The sequence below is a fragment of the Burkholderia sp. AW33-5 genome (assembly GCF_053427615.1).
This window is the reverse complement of record NZ_JBSAXA010000006.1, coordinates 133,255-149,467: the sequence shown is the minus strand read 5'-3', so window position 1 is coordinate 149,467 and position 16,213 is coordinate 133,255. Positions and strand designations below refer to the sequence as shown.

General features: G+C 66.6%; 21 protein-coding genes. 3 read left to right on the top strand and 18 right to left on the bottom strand.

Annotated features, from left to right (window positions below; translation table 11 throughout):
* Positions 1 to 21: 21 nt before the first annotated feature.
* From ACV22V_RS13570 to ACV22V_RS13550, 5 genes are read right to left on the bottom strand one after another with little or no spacing between them, the layout of a single operon-like run.
* Positions 22 to 639 carry an SCO family protein gene (locus ACV22V_RS13570; RefSeq protein ID WP_059599875.1) on the bottom strand — a complete coding sequence of 206 codons (618 nt, stop codon included), beginning with the start codon at positions 637 to 639 and terminating at the stop codon, positions 22 to 24.
* A gap of 18 nt (positions 640 to 657) precedes the next feature.
* Positions 658 to 1,560 carry a heme o synthase gene (gene cyoE / locus ACV22V_RS13565; RefSeq protein ID WP_006477738.1) on the bottom strand — a complete coding sequence of 301 codons (903 nt, stop codon included), beginning with the start codon at positions 1,558 to 1,560 and terminating at the stop codon, positions 658 to 660.
* An 8-nt stretch (positions 1,561 to 1,568) separates the two neighbouring features.
* Complete coding sequence (locus ACV22V_RS13560; protein WP_059703318.1) at positions 1,569 to 2,681, bottom strand: COX15/CtaA family protein; 1,113 nt, start codon at positions 2,679 to 2,681, stop codon at positions 1,569 to 1,571.
* 25 nt (positions 2,682 to 2,706) lie between these two features.
* Positions 2,707 to 3,333: an SCO family protein gene (locus ACV22V_RS13555; RefSeq protein ID WP_448014183.1), complete on the bottom strand. Its 627-nt coding sequence runs from the start codon at positions 3,331 to 3,333 to the stop codon at positions 2,707 to 2,709.
* A gap of 60 nt (positions 3,334 to 3,393) precedes the next feature.
* Positions 3,394 to 4,104 carry an SURF1 family protein gene (locus ACV22V_RS13550; RefSeq protein WP_059526295.1) on the bottom strand — a complete coding sequence of 237 codons (711 nt, stop codon included), beginning with the start codon at positions 4,102 to 4,104 and terminating at the stop codon, positions 3,394 to 3,396.
* Between the two features lie 84 nt (positions 4,105 to 4,188).
* Here ACV22V_RS13550 and ACV22V_RS13545 point away from each other — a divergent pair, with 84 nt between their 5' ends.
* The gene (locus tag ACV22V_RS13545) at positions 4,189 to 4,398 is read left to right on the top strand and encodes a twin transmembrane helix small protein (protein WP_044848213.1); all 210 of its coding nucleotides are present in this window, start codon (positions 4,189 to 4,191) and stop codon (positions 4,396 to 4,398) included.
* Positions 4,399 to 4,597: 199 nt separating this feature from the next.
* Here the strand turns inward: ACV22V_RS13545 and ACV22V_RS13540 are convergent, their stop codons facing one another.
* The 8 genes from ACV22V_RS13540 to ACV22V_RS13505 all read right to left on the bottom strand — a co-directional run bounded on the left by ACV22V_RS13540 (position 4,598) and on the right by ACV22V_RS13505 (position 11,649).
* On the bottom strand, positions 4,598 to 5,455 hold the full coding sequence (locus ACV22V_RS13540) for a cytochrome c oxidase subunit 3 (RefSeq protein WP_059464449.1): 858 nt from the start codon (positions 5,453 to 5,455) through the stop codon (positions 4,598 to 4,600).
* A gap of 146 nt (positions 5,456 to 5,601) precedes the next feature.
* Complete coding sequence (locus ACV22V_RS13535) at positions 5,602 to 5,802, bottom strand: DUF2970 domain-containing protein (protein WP_006760730.1); 201 nt, start codon at positions 5,800 to 5,802, stop codon at positions 5,602 to 5,604.
* A gap of 16 nt (positions 5,803 to 5,818) precedes the next feature.
* On the bottom strand, positions 5,819 to 6,427 hold the full coding sequence (locus tag ACV22V_RS13530) for a cytochrome c oxidase assembly protein (RefSeq protein ID WP_059507798.1): 609 nt from the start codon (positions 6,425 to 6,427) through the stop codon (positions 5,819 to 5,821).
* Positions 6,428 to 6,462: 35 nt separating this feature from the next.
* A complete protein-coding gene (locus ACV22V_RS13525; protein WP_006752059.1) occupies positions 6,463 to 6,603 on the bottom strand; it encodes a cytochrome oxidase small assembly protein in 141 nt (46 codons plus the stop codon).
* A gap of 69 nt (positions 6,604 to 6,672) precedes the next feature.
* Complete coding sequence (gene ctaD, locus ACV22V_RS13520) at positions 6,673 to 8,280, bottom strand: cytochrome c oxidase subunit I (RefSeq protein ID WP_059526209.1); 1,608 nt, start codon at positions 8,278 to 8,280, stop codon at positions 6,673 to 6,675.
* Between the two features lie 43 nt (positions 8,281 to 8,323).
* A complete protein-coding gene (gene coxB, locus ACV22V_RS13515) occupies positions 8,324 to 9,907 on the bottom strand; it encodes a cytochrome c oxidase subunit II (RefSeq protein WP_448014180.1) in 1,584 nt (527 codons plus the stop codon).
* Between the two features lie 56 nt (positions 9,908 to 9,963).
* Positions 9,964 to 10,488, bottom strand: coding sequence for a DUF2244 domain-containing protein (locus tag ACV22V_RS13510; RefSeq protein WP_059599867.1), 525 nt, complete (start codon positions 10,486 to 10,488; stop codon positions 9,964 to 9,966).
* Positions 10,489 to 10,683: 195 nt separating this feature from the next.
* Entirely contained in the window at positions 10,684 to 11,649 is a 966-nt protein-coding gene (locus ACV22V_RS13505) for a methyltransferase domain-containing protein (RefSeq protein WP_059526219.1), read from the bottom strand.
* Positions 11,650 to 11,732: 83 nt separating this feature from the next.
* Here ACV22V_RS13505 and ACV22V_RS13500 point away from each other — a divergent pair, with 83 nt between their 5' ends.
* Both ACV22V_RS13500 and trmL read left to right on the top strand, forming a co-directional pair.
* Positions 11,733 to 12,545 (top strand): ComF family protein, encoded by an 813-nt coding sequence (locus ACV22V_RS13500; RefSeq protein ID WP_448014178.1) that lies wholly within the window; start codon positions 11,733 to 11,735, stop codon positions 12,543 to 12,545.
* Positions 12,546 to 12,652: 107 nt separating this feature from the next.
* Positions 12,653 to 13,123, top strand: coding sequence for a tRNA (uridine(34)/cytosine(34)/5-carboxymethylaminomethyluridine(34)-2'-O)-methyltransferase TrmL (gene trmL / locus ACV22V_RS13495; protein WP_448014177.1), 471 nt, complete (start codon positions 12,653 to 12,655; stop codon positions 13,121 to 13,123).
* A 32-nt stretch (positions 13,124 to 13,155) separates the two neighbouring features.
* Here the strand turns inward: trmL and ACV22V_RS13490 are convergent, their stop codons facing one another.
* From ACV22V_RS13490 to ACV22V_RS13470, 5 genes are all read right to left on the bottom strand, one after another.
* A complete protein-coding gene (locus ACV22V_RS13490; protein ID WP_223962470.1) occupies positions 13,156 to 13,680 on the bottom strand; it encodes an O-acetyl-ADP-ribose deacetylase in 525 nt (174 codons plus the stop codon).
* 105 nt (positions 13,681 to 13,785) lie between these two features.
* Entirely contained in the window at positions 13,786 to 14,784 is a 999-nt protein-coding gene (locus tag ACV22V_RS13485; RefSeq protein ID WP_448014176.1) for an NAD(P)H-dependent glycerol-3-phosphate dehydrogenase, read from the bottom strand.
* Positions 14,785 to 14,810: 26 nt separating this feature from the next.
* Positions 14,811 to 15,293, bottom strand: coding sequence for a protein-export chaperone SecB (gene secB, locus ACV22V_RS13480; protein WP_014895954.1), 483 nt, complete (start codon positions 15,291 to 15,293; stop codon positions 14,811 to 14,813).
* 107 nt (positions 15,294 to 15,400) lie between these two features.
* Entirely contained in the window at positions 15,401 to 15,661 is a 261-nt protein-coding gene (grxC, locus tag ACV22V_RS13475; RefSeq protein WP_006752069.1) for a glutaredoxin 3, read from the bottom strand.
* A complete protein-coding gene (locus ACV22V_RS13470) occupies positions 15,658 to 16,080 on the bottom strand; it encodes a rhodanese-like domain-containing protein (RefSeq protein WP_448014258.1) in 423 nt (140 codons plus the stop codon). Before ACV22V_RS13470 ends, grxC begins: the two co-directional genes overlap by 4 nt.
* Positions 16,081 to 16,213 lie beyond the last annotated feature (133 nt).

Sequence of the window (16,213 nt, the reverse complement as noted above, 5' to 3'; positions counted from 1 at the left end):
CGAACATGCGGCGCACGCCGCTCAGTCGACCAGCAGCTTCAGGTCGTGGACCCACGGGCCGGGGCCCTGGCCGTCGCGCACGAACAGGCGCAGCTTGCCGTCGCGGTCGAACACGTAGCTCGCGGCGGTGTGATCCATCGTGTAGCTGCCGGGCGTCTTGCCGGGCACCTTCGCGTAGTACACGCGGAAATCCTTCGTGACCTTCTTGAGCGCCGCTTCGTCGGCCGGCCGCAGGCCGATGAACGACGGATCGAACGCGGGCACGTACTGGCCGAGCAGCGCGGGCGTGTCGCGCTCCGGATCGACGGTGACGAACAGCACCTGCACGCGTTTCGCGGCATCGGGCCCGAGCTGCTTCAGTGCCTCGGACAGTTCGGCCATCGTCGTCGGGCAAACATCCGGACAGTGCGTATAGCCGAAGAACATCACGACCGCACGGCCCTTGAAGTCGGCGAGCGTGCGCACCTTGCCCGTCGTGTCGGGCAGCGAGAAATCGCTGCCGAACTGCGTGTTGCCGGTGATGTCGAGATTCTGGAATTTCGGTGCGTTGTCGCAGCCGGCGAGCAGCGTGGCTGCCGCGAATGCGCACGCGAGCATCCAGCCTTGGCGCGCGCGGCGCCCGAACCATGAATGGAGCATTGCGTTCAAACCGTGCGGTTACACGCCGAGCAGCGGGCGTGCATAGTGATCGACGAGCAGCGCGGCGAACAGCAGCGACAGGTAGACGATCGAGTAACGGAAAGCCTTGCGGGCGAGTTCGTCCGAATAGTCGCGGTGGATCTTCCATGCATACGCGAGGAACACCGCGCCGAGCAGCACCGCGCTCGTCAGGTAGACGGCCCCGCTCATCCCGGAGATGAATGGCATCAGCGTGACCGCGAACAGGATCACCGTGTACAGCAGGATGTGCAGCCGCGTGAATTTCTCGCCGTGCGTGACGGGCAGCATCGGCAGGCCCGCGTTTTCGTAATCCTTGCGGCGATACAGCGCGAGCACCCAGAAATGCGGCGGCGTCCACACGAAGATGATCAGCACGAGGATCCATGCATCGCCGGGCACCGCGCCGGTGACCGCGGCCCAGCCGAGCGCCGGCGGCATCGCGCCCGATGCGCCGCCGATCACGATGTTCTGCGGCGTCATCGGCTTGAGCAGCAGCGTGTAGATCACCGCGTAGCCGACGAACGTCGCGATCGTCAGCCACATCGTCAGCGGATTCGTGAACGTATAGAGCGTCCATGCGCCGACGCTGCCGAGCACGGCCGAGAACAGCAGGATCTGCGGGGTCGTGATCTCGCCGCGCGCGGACGGACGCCATGCGGTGCGCCGCATCATCGCGTCGATTTTCTGTTCGACGAGGCAGTTGATCGCGAACGCCGCGCCGGCCAGCAGCCAGATGCCGACGGTGCCGCCGATCAGCACATGCCACGGCACCATGCCCGGCGTCGCGAGAAACATGCCGATCACCGCACAGAACACCGCGAGCTGCGTGACACGCGGCTTCGTCAGCGCCATGTACTGCGAGAACCGGCTACCGGGCGATTGGGAAAGGGTGCTTTGCATGGGGACGGTCACGCCGGGGCGGCGTCGCGCGCGGGCTGCACGACACGGCCGGGGCGGCTTGAAAGGATGCGAAAGTTTAACATGACGACGAGCAGCAGCAGGATCGCGGCGCCGCCGTTGTGCGCGACGGCGACCGGCAGCGGCCACTGCAGCACGATGTTGGTCAGGCCCGTCAGGAACTGCAGCAGGACCACCAGCAGCACGCCGTTCGCGGGCCGGCGCAACGACTCGAAGCGGCGCATCTTCAGCGCGAACGCGACCAGGTATGCGACGACGACGAACGCGAACGTGCGGTGGGTCCAGTGGATCGCGACCAGCGCGTCCTGCGTGATCGCATCGCCATCCTTCGTCATGCCGAGCGCGCGCCACAGATGGAAGCCCTGCTCGAAGTTCATCGGCGGAATCCACTGGCCGTTGCAGGTGGGGAAGTCGGTACACGCGAGCACCGCGTAGTTGGTGCTCACCCAGCCGCCGAGCGCGATCTGCACGACCAGCAGCACCAGCGCCGCGAGCGCGGCCGCGCGGTAGCGGCCGGCCTCCGGGTCATGCGACGGCAGCGGCGTCTGCCGCGCCGCGAGCCAGCCGAGCGTGCCGAGCAGCGTGAGGCCGAGCAGCAGGTGGGTCGTGACGATCACCGGCTGCAGCTTCATCGTGACCGTCCACGCGCCGAACACGCCCTGCACGACGATCAGCAGCAGCAGGCTCGTCGGCCACCACGGCGACACGTGCAGCGGGCGGCGGCGCAGCCGCGCGGACCACGCAATCACGACCTGCGCGATGATCAGCACGCCGATCGCCATCGCGAAATAGCGGTGGATCATCTCGATCCACGCCTTCGTCATGCTGACGGGGCCGGTCGGCATCGCCTGGTGCGCGGCCGTGATCGCGGCGTGCGCGATGAACGGCGACGACGTGCCGTAGCAGCCGGGCCAGTCCGGGCAGCCGAGGCCCGAATCGGTCAGCCGCGTGAAGCCGCCGAACATCACCAGGTCGAGGGTCAGGAACGTGGTGATCCACACCAGCTTGCGGAACTTGTCGTCGTCGGCCTTCACCCACACGTACGACAGCGGCAGCAGCGCGATGCAGAGGCCGATCAGGCCGAGTTGCAGTAGATACGACATCGAATGGTTGCCTCGCCGTCTCGCCTTAGCCGATGCTCGACCACTTCAGCAGCTTCGTGACGTCCGTCTTGATCTTGCTGGGGTTCGGGTTCTTCGGGAAACGCATCATCAGGTTGCCGTTCGGATCGACCATGTAGATGTGGTCGCTGTCCTGAGTGCCTGCTTCTGCCGGCAGCCACGCGGCGACCGCGGCCGGATCGGCGACCAGCCGGCGCGTGTCCGGGTAGGCCTCCAGCACCTTCGGCGGTACCGCGCCCGCATCGCTGCGCAGCCACACCATCGTGATCCGGTGCCGCTCGCCCGCCTGCGTGACGCGGATCTGGCGCATGAAGTAGAGTTTTTGCGCGCAGGCGTCGTCGCACGCGCTGCGGTCGGTCATCACGAACAGCCACACGCCGCGCAGCGACGACAGCGGCACCGTCTTGCCGGTTTCGTCGGTCACCTGCAGGTCGGCCGGGATCGGCCGCTGCGGCTCGATCAGCGTGCCGTAGTTGGTCGAACCGCCCTTCGGCTTGATCACGTAATAGGTGAAGTACGACGCGATGATCGGCGCTGCGCACACGAGACCCAGCAGCACGAGCATCCAGCGGCCGCGCTTGCGGGCCGCGGGCGAGATCGGCGCTGCGGCCGGACCCTGACGGGAAGATTGCATGGACAAATCAGACCTCTCGAAACGAACCCGCGGCGCTTGCGCCGCGTCCTGGCATGGCGCTCACGCGCCGGCCGACTTCTTCGCCGCACGCCGCGCGGCGTACAGGCCGAAACCGAGCGCGGCCGCCGCCATGGCCCACCACTGAAACATGTAACCGTAATTGCGCTCGACGCCGGTCGTCGCCGCCGGCCAGTCGCGCACGAGCTTGTCGCCGTCGTCGCTCGTCTGCTGGATCACGAACGGCTGCAGCGGCAGCCCCGTTTCCTTCGCATACGCGGCGACGTCCAGGTTCTGCCGGATCTTCTGGTGCGCGGCCGAGCCGCCTTCGCCAAGCTCGAACGCGCGCGACGCATCGGCGCGCGCGATGCCTTCGATCTCGATGTCGCCGTCCGGCGTCGAAAACGGCTCGATCGCCGTGCGATCGGCGATGTTGCGCGGCAGCCAGCCGCGGTTCACCAGCACGACGCCGCCGCCCGAGAGTTTAAACGGCATCACGACGTAAAAACCCGGCTGGTCGTTATACGGCCGATTGTCGAGAAACACTGCCTGCTCCGGCAAGAAGCGGCCCCTGGCCCGCACGCGGTGGAATTCGATCGACGCGAGCGGAATCGGCTGCGCACCCACGTCGACCGGCGCCGCGTGCTCGTAGCGCACGATGCTCGCCTGCAGCGCTTCCTTCTGGTGCGCGCGGTCGCGCTGCCAGAACCCGAGGCGAATCGTGACCGCGACGACGACGAGAATCAGCAGCGCAGGCAGCCAGCGGATCTTCATCGGGCCACCCGCGAGGCGCATTCGCGAAAGCGAAGTGCGATAATTATCCTCTTCCTTTCGAATTGCCGTCGTCCGGTTCGCGTCATGCACATCCTCGTTCCCATCGCCTTCGTCCTCATCGTCGCCAGCATGGGCTCGGCGCTCTACTTCATGATGCAAGACCGCGGCCATACGAAACGCATGGTGTGGTCGCTTGCCACCCGCGTCGGGCTGTCGATCTCGCTGTTCCTGTTCATCCTGTTCGCGAACTGGATGGGCTGGATCCATTCGACCGGCCTGCCGATCGGGCGTTGATGCATTCGTTCGTGCCGGCGGTCGCCGTGACCGCCGCGACCGCTGTGACATTTCGCCGCACAACGGCACCACCAAGCAAAAGCGCCGCCTGACGGAGTCGCGGCGGCGCCGGGTTGGCGTTGAGCGCAGGCAACCAGCCGCTGCCCCGTCCCCGCCAATGAAAACGGCCCGCGCATCGCTGCGCGGGCCGTTCCTGCATTTACAGCCAGTAGACGACGACGTACAGGCCGAGCCAGACGACGTCGACGAAGTGCCAGTACCACGCGGCGCCTTCGAATGCGAAGTGGTGATCCGGCTTGAAGTGGCCGCGGATCATCCGCACCAGCACCACCGCGAGCATCGTGCCGCCAAGGAACACGTGGAAGCCGTGGAAGCCCGTCAGCAGGAAGAACGTCGAGCCGTACACGCCCGAGTTCAGCGTCAGGTTCAGTTCGTTGTACGCGTGGTAGTACTCGAAGCCCTGCATGAACAGGAAGCAGACACCGAGCACGAGCGTCGCGGCCAGCCAGGCGATCGCCTTGTTGCGGTGATCGTCGCGCAGCGCGTGGTGCGACACCGTCAGCGTCGCACCCGACGCCAGCAGGAATGCGGTGTTCAGCGTCGGGACCGGCCACGGGCCCATCGTCTTGAAGTGACCGGCGAGCGCAGCGGGGCCTTCGTTCGGCCACACGGCGGAGAAGTCCGGCCAGATCAGCTTGTAGTCGAGGCTGCCGAGCTGGTGCAGCGCGATTTCACGCGCATAGAACAGCGCGCCGAAGAATGCGCCGAAGAACATGACTTCGGAGAAGATGAACCAGCTCATGCTCCAGCGGTACGACTTGTCGACGTTCTTGCCGTAATGACCGCCTTCCGACTCGGCGATCGCGTCGCCGAACCAGTGATACAGCGTGAAGAGCAACCACAGCAGGCCAAGCAGCGCCGTGTACGGAGCCCAGTCGTGACCGTTGATCCACAGCGCCACCGACGCGAGCATGACCAGCAGGCCGATGGCCGCGCTGATCGGATGCTGCGACGGATGCGGCACGAAATAGTACGGGGTCTGGTTTTGACCGCTCATGCTTGATTCTCCACTTCAGTCCAATTTGTGTACCGGAAACCGCTCCGGCTGTATTTCTTGCACGGCGCGTGCCGCCGCCGCGCTTTCCCGCACGCGGCGCCCGGGCGCCACGCACTGCATTCTTTCGTGGCCGCGAGCCGCGGGCCTCAGCCCACGACCGCGCGCACGATCAGGATCAGCACGCCGATGAACACACCGGCCGCGATCAACGCGACGATCAGCACGTGCAGCGGATTGAGCTGCGTCGCATCGGCCTCCAGGTCGCGCCGCTTGCGCACCCCGAAGAACGACCACAACACCGCTCGCAACGCCTGGCCGAACGACCCGCTCCGCTTGGTCTCTGTCACCGCCCCGTCTCCATCGTCATGCGTCCGGCTTCGCCGCGCCCTGCGCCGCCGTCTTGCGCGGTGCCGGCGCCGGCGCGGCCGGCGTGTTCAGCTCGAAGAACGTGTACGACAGCGTGATCGTCTTCACGTCCTTCGGCAGCTTCGGATCGATCACGAACACCACCGGCATCTTGCGCGACTCGTTCGCGGCCAGCGTCTGTTGCGTGAAGCAAAAACACTCGATCTTCTTGAAGAATTCCGTTGCCTGCTTCGGCGCGTAGCTCGGAATCGCCTGCGCCACCATCGGCCGGCCCTGCCCGTTGGTCACGTCGTACACGATCGTCGTCAGTTCGCCCGGATGCACGTCGAGGCTGTTGTGCTCCGGCTTGAACCCGAGCGGGCCGCGCGCATTCGCATCGAACTCGACCGACACCGTGCGGCTGTAGTCGACCTGCGTGTTCTTCGCCTCGCGTTCGCTGACATCGCGCTGCACCAGGTTGTTGATGCCGGTGATCTGGCAAATCGCGCGATACATCGGAATCAGCGCGAAGCCGAAGCCGAACATCAGCCCGGCCACGACGAAGAGCTTCATCAGCATCGAACGATTGAACGCGCGATCGACGGCGCCCTCTTCCGGCTTCGACATACGACTACTTCCTCGCTACTGCGTCAGTTGCTGCATCAGTGAGTGGACAGCCACCACTGCTTGATCACGACACCCACGAAAAAAACGGCGGCGATGACGAGCAGGGTGAGGCCGAGCCGCTTGTTGCCCGCGCGAATCTGCTCGGGCGTTCGTCTTTCTTGTGGATTCCGGTTCATCTGAAACTTCGGTTCCGCGCCCGCCGCGCCTGCCTGCGCGGCAGGCAACGGCGGAACGCTGGGTGAAACTTATTCGACGTGCGGCGGTTGCTCGAACGTGTGGAAGGGAGCCGGGCTCGGCACCGTCCACTCGAGGCCCGTCGCGCCATCCCACGGCTTGTCCGACGCCTTTTCCAGCTCGCCGCCGCCACGGTAGGCCGGCAGCGCGACCGCGAACAGGAAGTACACCTGCGCGAGGCCGAAGCCGAATGCACCGATCGTCGCCACCTGGTTGAAGTCCGTGAACTGCGCCGGGTAGTCCGCATAACGGCGCGGCATGCCCGCGAGACCGACGAAGTGCATCGGGAAGAACGTCAGGTTGAAGAAGATCATCGACGACCAGAAGTGGATCTTGCCGCGCGTCTCGTTGTACATCCAGCCCGTCCACTTCGGCGCCCAGTAGTACCAGCCCGCGAACAGCGCGAACAGCGAACCGGCCACGAGCACGTAGTGGAAGTGCGCCACCACGAAGTAGGTGCCGTGGTACTGGATGTCGAGCGGCGCCATCGCCAGCATCAGGCCCGTCAGACCGCCGAACGTGAACACGAACAGGAAGCCGATCGCGAACAGCATCGGGGTTTCGAACGTCATCGAGCCGCGCCACATCGTCGCGAGCCAGTTGAACACCTTCACGCCCGTCGGCACCGCGATCAGCATCGTCGCGTACATGAAGAACAGCTGACCGGTGACCGGCATGCCCGTTGCGAACATGTGGTGCGCCCAGACCATGAACGACAGGATCGCGATCGAAGCCGTCGCGTACACCATCGAGCTATAGCCGAACAGCGTCTTGCGTGCGAACGCCGGGATCACCTGCGACACGATCCCGAACGCCGGCAGAATCATGATGTACACCTCGGGGTGGCCGAAGAACCAGAAGATGTGCTGATACATCACCGGGTCGCCGCCGCCTGCCGCGTTGAAGAACGACGTGCCGAAGTGGCGGTCGAACAGCACCATCGTGATCGCGCCTGCCAGAACCGGCATCACGGCGATCAGCAGGTACGCGGTGATCAGCCAGGTCCATGCGAACATCGGCATCTTCATCAGCGTCATGCCCGGTGCGCGCATGTTCAGGATCGTCACGACGATGTTGATCCCGCCCATGATCGACGAAGCGCCCATGATGTGGACCGCGAAGATCGCGAAGTCCATGCCCGGGCCCATCTGCGTCGACAGCGGTGCGTACAGCGTCCAGCCGGCGGCCGTCGCGCCGCCCGGCGCGAAGAACGAACCGACCAGCAGCACGGCCGCGACCGGCAGCAGCCAGAAGCTGAAGTTGTTCATCCGTGCGAACGCCATGTCGGACGCGCCGATCTGCAGCGGAATCATCCAGTTCGCGAAGCCGACGAACGCCGGCATGATCGCGCCGAACACCATGATCAGGCCGTGCATCGTCGTGAGTTCGTTGAAGAACTCCGGACGCATGATCTGCAGGCCCGGCTCGAACAGCTCGGCACGGATGCCGAGTGCCATCACGCCGCCCGACAGGAACATGATGAACGAGAACAGCAGGTACAGCGTACCGATGTCCTTGTGGTTGGTGGCGAACAGCCAGCGACGCCAGCCGTGCGGGGCTTCGTGCGCGTGGTCGTCGTGCGCGTGGTCCGCGGCTACGTCGTGCCCGATGCTAGACATGAGAATCTCCTAATGCGAATACGTCGACTAACTCAGCGACACGTCAAGCCGCCGGCCCGATCTCGACCCGCCGGGCTTCCTTGGCGTCAGCCCCGCCCGTGATCGTTTCCGGCTTTTTGAGAATAATGTGGTCTTCCGCCACGCCTGCTGCCTTCAGCGCGTCGCGCACGGCCTGTGCACGATGCTTGGCGAGTTCGGCGTTCGCGTCGGCCGAGCCCGACTTGTCGGTGAAACCCGACAGCGCGAGCTTCGCGTCCGGATGTGCCTTCGCATAGTCGGCCGCTGCGGCGATCGCCGCTTTCGCGTCGGCCGGCAGCACGCTCTTGCCGGTCTCGAAGTAGATCGTCGACAGCGCAGCCGATGCTGCCGCCGGTTCCGCGCCCGACGCGGCTTGCGCCGGTGCCGAGGCCGCTTCGGCCGGAGCCGCCGCGCCTGCCACGTCTTCCGGCATCTTGCCGTTGCGCGCGTCAGCCACTTGCTTCGGCTGCAGCAGGTCGTTCTTGTGGTTGCCCCACGAATTGCGCTCGTACGTGATGACCGATGCGATGTCGAGGTCCGACAGCGATGCCCACGACGGCATTGCGCCCTTGCCGTGCAGCACGCGCTCGACGTGACCGGCGATCGGGCCGTTCACGATCTGGCTGCCGTCCATCGCCGGGAAGGCGCCGAGGCCCTTGCCGTTCACCTGGTGGCAGGCCGCGCAGTTCGCCTTGTAGACTTCCTCGCCGTGCGCGACGAGTTCGGCCATCGTGTAAACCTTGTTCGGATCGACCGAAGCGCTGGCCAGCTTGGCCTTCTGCGCGGTGACCCACTTCGCGTAGTCGTCGTCCGACAGCACGACGACCACGACCGGCATGAACGCGTGTTCCTTGCCGCACAGTTCGGTACAGAAGCCGCGGAACGTGCCGACCTTGTCGGCCTTGAACCACGTGTCGCGCACGAAGCCGGGAATCGCATCCTGCTTCACGCCGAACGCGGGCACGTACCACGAGTGAACGACGTCGTTCGCGGTCGTGATGATGCGGATCTTCTTGTTGACCGGCACGACGAGCGGATTGTCGACTTCCTGCAGGTACGTCTCGGTGATCGGCTTCTTGCCCATCACTTCGTCACGCGGGGTGCTGAGCGTCGACAGGAAGCTGATGCCCTCGCCCGGGCCCTTCACGTAGTCGTAGCCCCACTTCCACTGGTAGCCGGTGACCTTGATCGTGAGATCGGCGTTGGTCGTGTCCTTCATCGCGACGACGGCCTTCGTGGCCGGCAGCGCCATCAGCACGACGATGATGAACGGCACGATCGTCCAGATGATTTCGACGGTCGTGCTTTCATGGAAATTGGCGGCCTTGTGGCCCTTGGATTTGCGGTGCGCGAAGATCGAATAGAACATCACGCCGAACACGCCGACGAAGATCAGCGTACACAGGATCAGCATCATCGTGTGGAGATCGTAGAGCTCCTCGGCGATCTTCGTGACCGGCGGCTGAAAGTTGATCTCGTTGACGCGGGGGCCGCCCGGGCTATCACCGACCGCCAGAGCAGCGCCGGCAAAGAGCAATCCGCTGCATGCCAGCACGCCCGTGAGGGCTCGCTTGATTGTTTTCATAGCATCCTTACCCAAAATTTCCATTCAAACCCTCCCCCGTCGCAAGCCGTCGACCCGTTCCGGTCGATGCCCGCGCCTCGTCAGCCGCAGCGCCTGAGCGACACGCGCAGTTCGTCGGCGAACTGCGCACGCTTGTGCTGCGCGAGATGCTGCCCAATTACGACGGTCTGCCCGCGCGATACCAGTCGAATCGGATCGCGTGGCGTCGCACCCGGCTCGACCCGCACCCAGCGCGGGTTGAATTCGATCTGCGTGAACCGCTCCGCATCCATCCGCTCGATCACGAGCCGGTGCGGAAACAGCCTGATGCGCTCGTAATCGACCGCATGACGGGCGTAGACCGCAAACGCGACGCCTACCGCCAGCAATTCGATTCCGGTGAAGGGCATGACGAGCCAGGCCCCCCGCCACATCAGCAATGCCGCGATCACCAGCGAGAAGCCCGCGAGCGACGCGTAAAACAGCACGAACTGGCGCGGCGACACCGAACAGTTGCGTTTCATGAGCCAGTCTTCGAGGACCGGCTCACCGTTCGTCGTCTCCGCCAAAACCCTCGCTGCTTCCATCGCCGCCTCACGCGAATGGCATGCGATGCATGCCTGCATCGGGCTCGCCGGCCCGTATTGCGGGGACCCCGGGACGACAAGCTGACGCATTATAGGCGGGTTCAATGGCATCCACAAGCAAGCGGCTATCGGCCCGCGAGCCAAGCGCCACAAGCTTCCCGGCCGTTTTTCGCATCAATTCGACCCCGCTTTGCGCCGCTAATTTCGGACATAACAAAACCCCTCTTTACCGCTTCACCGATTCTTCGGACGCCCCTTTCCGATATCTTCGATGCGCACGATCCCATGCCCCTCGGCGGTCGTGCGCGGCACAGCCTTCCACGCGTGGCCGTAGATCACTTCGAACGTCAGCGGAATCGTGCCGTCCGCACGCCGGCGCGCTTCCAGCGCGTCGCCGAGCGCCGCGCGAAAGCGCCGCGCCGCATGCTGCGGCACCGCGCGGTCGAACGGATAGGCGCCCCAGCGACGCACGTCGGCCAGCAGGGAATCGGCAGTCTTGTACGTGACGGTCAGCACTTCCTGGTCCATCACCGGAATCTCGAAGCCGCTCTCGACGAGCATGTCGCCGAGGTCGTGCATGTCGACGAAATCGACGACGCGCGCGGCGGGCGGCGCGATGCCGAGCGCCGCTTCGGCGTCCGCGCAGGCCGCGCGCAGTTCGCGCAGCGTATCGGGGCCGAGCGTGCTGAACATCAGCAGGCCGTTCACGCGCAGCACGCGCTGCCATTCAGGGAACACCGTATCGGGACGCGAATGCCAGTGCAGCGCGAGATTCGACCAGATCAGGTCGAACGCGCCGGCCGCGAACGGCAGCATCGAGAAGTCGGCCTGCGCGACGCGCGGGCCGCGCTGGCCCAGCGCCCGGCCGAGCGACGCGGGCAGCCAGCGGCGCCAGCTCGTCTGCTCGACCTCGCGCTGGCCCGCCCGCGCGAGCATCGCGCCGGACAGGTCGACACCGAACACCGGCGCTTCGGGAAAGCGCGCGCGCAGCGCCGGCAGGTCGTCGCCCGGACCGCAGCCCGCGTCGAGCACGGCCGCGGGGCTCACCTTGATGTATTCGAGGCGCTCGTTCATCCGCTGCGCGATCTCGCGCGGCAGGAACGCGACCGCGTCGAACGCGGCGGCGCGGCGATCGAAGATCCGCCGCAAACGCCGGGCGTCATTGGCCGGACGGCCGGTTGAAGTCGAAGCTGGGGACATGTCAGGCACACTGGCGAAGAGCCCGAAGTATACTCGCTCGCCTCGCTGCCTTCAGCGAGACGGGGCTGCCAGGAGTGTTCGCGATGGATCGCCGTTTCGCCCCGCGCCCAATGCGCGTCGTTTTGTCGCAGGTTCGTGCACTGGCCGTGCGCGTCGTCGCACTCGCGTTGCCGAATCGGTGCGCGCTGTGCGGCAATTTGTCACATACGGTGATGTGCAGCGCCTGCGACGCCGCGTATTGGAACGAAGCGCGACTGCGCTGCGACGTCTGCGCGGTGCCGCTGGGTGCCGGGCAGCCGCGGCCGCGCCGAGCGCGCGGCCGGCACGGTGGCGCCGGTTCCGCGTCCGCGTACCGGTGCGACGCATGCCGCGCGACTCCGCCGCCGTTCGATGCGACGCTCGCGCTCGCCGATTACCGCGCCCCGCTCGACGGGCTCGCGCGCGGCCTGAAGTTTCATGCGCGGCTCGCGCTGGGTGCGGAATTCGCGGCCCGGCTCGCGCAGCGGATCGAAGACATGGACGCGATGCACGCCGCCGGCCGCTTCGACGTGATCGCACCGGTGCCGCTGTCGCGCGGACGGCTCGTCGCGCGCGGCTACAACCAGGCGTGGGCGATCGCGCGGCCGCTCGCGCGCCGGCTCGGCGTGCGCGCCGACGCCGCGCTGCTTGCACGCATGACCGAAACCGCGCCGCAGTCGCGGCTCGACCGGCGCGCGCGGCGCGACAACGTGCAGGCGGCGTTCGCGGCGGCGGGCGACCTCACCGGCCGCCACGTGGCGCTCGTCGACGACGTGATGACGTCCGGTGCGACGCTCGCGGCAGCCGCGAATGCATTGAAGGCGGCGGGTGCCGCGCGCGTGACGAATCTGGTTGCGCTGCGCACCGCCAGGGATTAATTAGTTAGAGAGGCCGGCCGCCCGCACGCGGCGACGGCCGTCACGAACCGGCCGGCCGGGACGGAATGCACGCTGCTCCGCCCCGGCCGGCCCAGCCAGACCCAACCATGTTCAACGTCGTCCTCGTCGCCCCAGAAATTCCGCCTAACACCGGCAACGTGATCCGCCTGTGCGCCAATACCGGCGCGCGCCTGCATCTGATCGAGCCGCTCGGCTTTCCGCTCGACGACGCGAAGATGCGCCGCGCGGGCCTCGACTATCACGAGTACGCGGAAATGCGCGTGCACCGCGACTGGGATGCGTTCGTCGCTACCGAAGCGCCCGATCCCGCGCGGATGTTCGCGTTCACGACCCGCGGCTCGGGCCGCTTCCACGACCATGCGTTCGTGCCCGGCGACTGGTTCGTGTTCGGCTCCGAGACGCGCGGCCTGCCGGCCGAATTGCTCGAACGCTTCCCGAACGAACAGCGCGTGCGCCTGCCGATGCGGCCAGGCAACCGCAGCCTGAATCTGTCGAATACGGTGGCCGTGGTCGTGTTCGAAGCGTGGCGCCAGGCCGATTTCGAAGGCGGCGCCTGACGCGCGTCCGGCCCGAACCGCATCGCGCAGCGTTAGCTGCGCGCGAGCCGCGCGCGATACAGGTCGTAGATATCGGATGAAAAACACGCGAATACCACACGTGCGAGGTTCGGCGCCTGCGGCAGCATTTCGGCGACCGTGCCGACGGCGATGTCGACGGCCGCCTCGGCCGGATAGCGGTACACGCCACAGCTGATCGCCGGGAATGCGATCGAGGTCGCCGCCACTTCCTCGGCCAGCTCGATCGCGCGCCGGTAGCATGCGGCGAGCAGTTCGGGCTCGCCGCGCCCGCCGCCGTGCCACACCGGGCCGACCGCATGAATCACGTACCTCGCCGGCAACGCGTGGCCGCGCGTGAGCTTCGCGTCGCCGGTTTCGCAGCCGCCGAGCGTGCGGCACTCGGCCAGGAGGCCCGGGCCGGCCGCGCGATGGATCGCGCCGTCGACCCCGCCACCGCCGAGCAGCGAACCGTTCGCGGCGTTGACGATCGCGTCGACGTCGAGCGTCGTGATGTCGACGCGTTGCGCGTCGAACGTGGTGGAACCGATCTGCAGCATGACACCCTCTCGAAACGCCGGAGACTGTTCAAGCGTAGTGCGCTTTGGCGCCGCCCGCTTTGCGCGGGCGCGCCCGGCCGCAAAAATCGGTGTGATTCGTCAGTGTTATTCGGCGCGCGCGTCGCGCCGCAGCAGGCCGCTGACCGCATCGCGCGGCGCGACGCCGTCGAACAGCACGCCGCACACGGCTTCGGTGATCGGCATTTCGATCGCTTGCGCGCGCGCGAGCGCGAGCACGGCCTGCGCGCAGCGCACGCCTTCGGCCACGTGGCCAAGCGCGCCGAGAATGTCGTTCAGCGAGCGGCCGGCCGCCAGTTGCAGGCCGACCGTGCGATTGCGCGACAGGTCGCCCGTCGCGGTGAGGATCAGGTCGCCGAGGCCCGTGAGGCCCGTGAAGGTTTCCGCACGGCCGCCGAGCGCGACGCCGAGCCGCGACATTTCGGCGAGGCCGCGCGTGACCAGCGCGGCGCGCGCGTTCAGCCCGAGCCCGAGGCCGTCGGAGATGCCCGTCGCGATCGCCAGCACGTTCTTCACCGCGCCGCCGACCTCGACGCCGACCACGTCGTCACCCGTATAGATACGCATCGCGCCGTGATGGAACGCGGCGAGCGTGCGCTCGCGACATTCGGCGGAGGTGCTTGCGACCGTCAGCGCGACGGGCAGCGCGAGCCCGACCTCGCGAGCGAAGCTCGGCCCCGACAGCACGCCGTTGCTGTGCTGCTCCGGCAACTCGGCCGCGATCACCTGATGCGGCAGCAGGTGCGTGTCGGCCTCGAAACCCTTGCAGACCCACACGATGTGCGCAGGCACGCAGCCGGCGTCGCGCATCGCGCCGAACAGCGTGCGCAGCCCGGCCACGGGCGCGGCGATCACGCACAGCGCGTCGTCCGCGGCGCCGTGCGCGAGCGCGGCGCCGAGATTGGCCTCGTAGCGCAGCGCATCGGGCAGCGCGATGCCGTCCAGATAGCGGGAATTTTCGTGCCGGGCCTGCAGCCCGGCGATCAGCGCGGCGTCGCGCGCCCAGAGAAGCGTATCGTGCCGCGCGGCCAGATGGCCCGCGAGCGCGGTGCCCCAGGCACCGGCGCCGAGAACGGCTACTTTCATACCCAGCACCGGTCCGGAGTGAAACGTCAGTTCAGCGTCGTGCCGTTCGGCGCGCCTGCCGCACCGGCCTGCTGCTGCTGAAGCTGCGCGAGACGCTGCTCGTACAGCGCCTGGAAGTTGATTTCCGCCAGGTGGATCGGCGGGAAGCCCGCACGCGTGATCGCGTCGGCGATGTTCGAGCGCAGGTACGGGAACAGGATCGTCGGGCAGGCGATGCCGACGAGCGGGTCGAGCTGTTCGTCGGGAATGTTGCGAATGTCGAAAATGCCGGCCTGCTTCGCTTCGATCAGGAACGCGACCTTGTCCTTCACCTTCGCGGTGACGGTGCCCGACACGACAACCTCGAACACGCTTTCCGCGAGGCGTTCGGCCTTGACGTCGACTTCGACTTCAACCGACGGCATGTCCTGCTCGAGGAAGATCGCCGGCGAATTCGGCTGCTCGAGCGACATATCCTTCAGGTAGACGCGCTGGATGTTGAAGAACGGTTGGTTTTCGACGTCGGACATGGTGTTTCCCTAAAAGTGGTGACGGGGCGGCCCGGCTTCACGCCGGCCGCCTCGGTTGAATCCTGCGCGCTCGAGCCGCGGCGCGACCGGCGGCCATTCTGCCCTAATCAGGCCGCTTGCAGAAGCGGCAAGAGGCCGCCTTCGCGGTCGAGCTTCGACAGATCGTCGTAACCGCCGACGTGCGTGTCGCCGATGTAGATCTGCGGCACCGTGCGACGGCCCGTGCGCGTCATCATTTCGTCACGGCGGGCCGGATCGCGGTCGATCAGCACCTTTTCGATCTGCTCGACGCCGCGCAGCTTCAGCAGGCGCTCGGCCTGGATGCAATACGGACACACCTGCGTGCTGTACATCAAAACCTTGCTCACTTCGCCACTCCTTGTTTGACGACCGGCATCCCGGCCTGCTGCCAGGCGGCGACGCCGCCCTCGAGCACGTGCACCTCGGCATAGCCCGCCGCCTCGACCTCGCGCGCCGCCTTCTGCGACTGCTGGCCATTCTGGCAGACGAGCAGCACGGGGGTGCTCTTGTTTTTCGCGACCTGCGCGATCTTCGCGCCGATCTCGTCGGCGGCGACCTGACGCGCCGACGGCAAATGGCCGGCGGCGAAGTCGGACGCGGTACGCAGGTCGATCACGACCGCGTTGCGGCGATTGATGAGCTGCGTCGCCTCCGCGGCCGACAGGCCGCCACGGCCGCGGCGCAGGGCCGGCCATGCGAGCAGGCCGCCGGAAACCAGCAGGATCGCGATAAGGGCCAGGTTCGTGTAATTGGTAAAGAACGTCACGGAATGCCGCCGGAAAAAGAGAAATCGGAAAAGGACAATCTTGCCATTATAAAATAACCGTCTTGCGCGATGGCGGACCCGGACCGGGTACCGCGCGACGCGCCCCGCTTCCCTATCACTACCGACCGCAAGA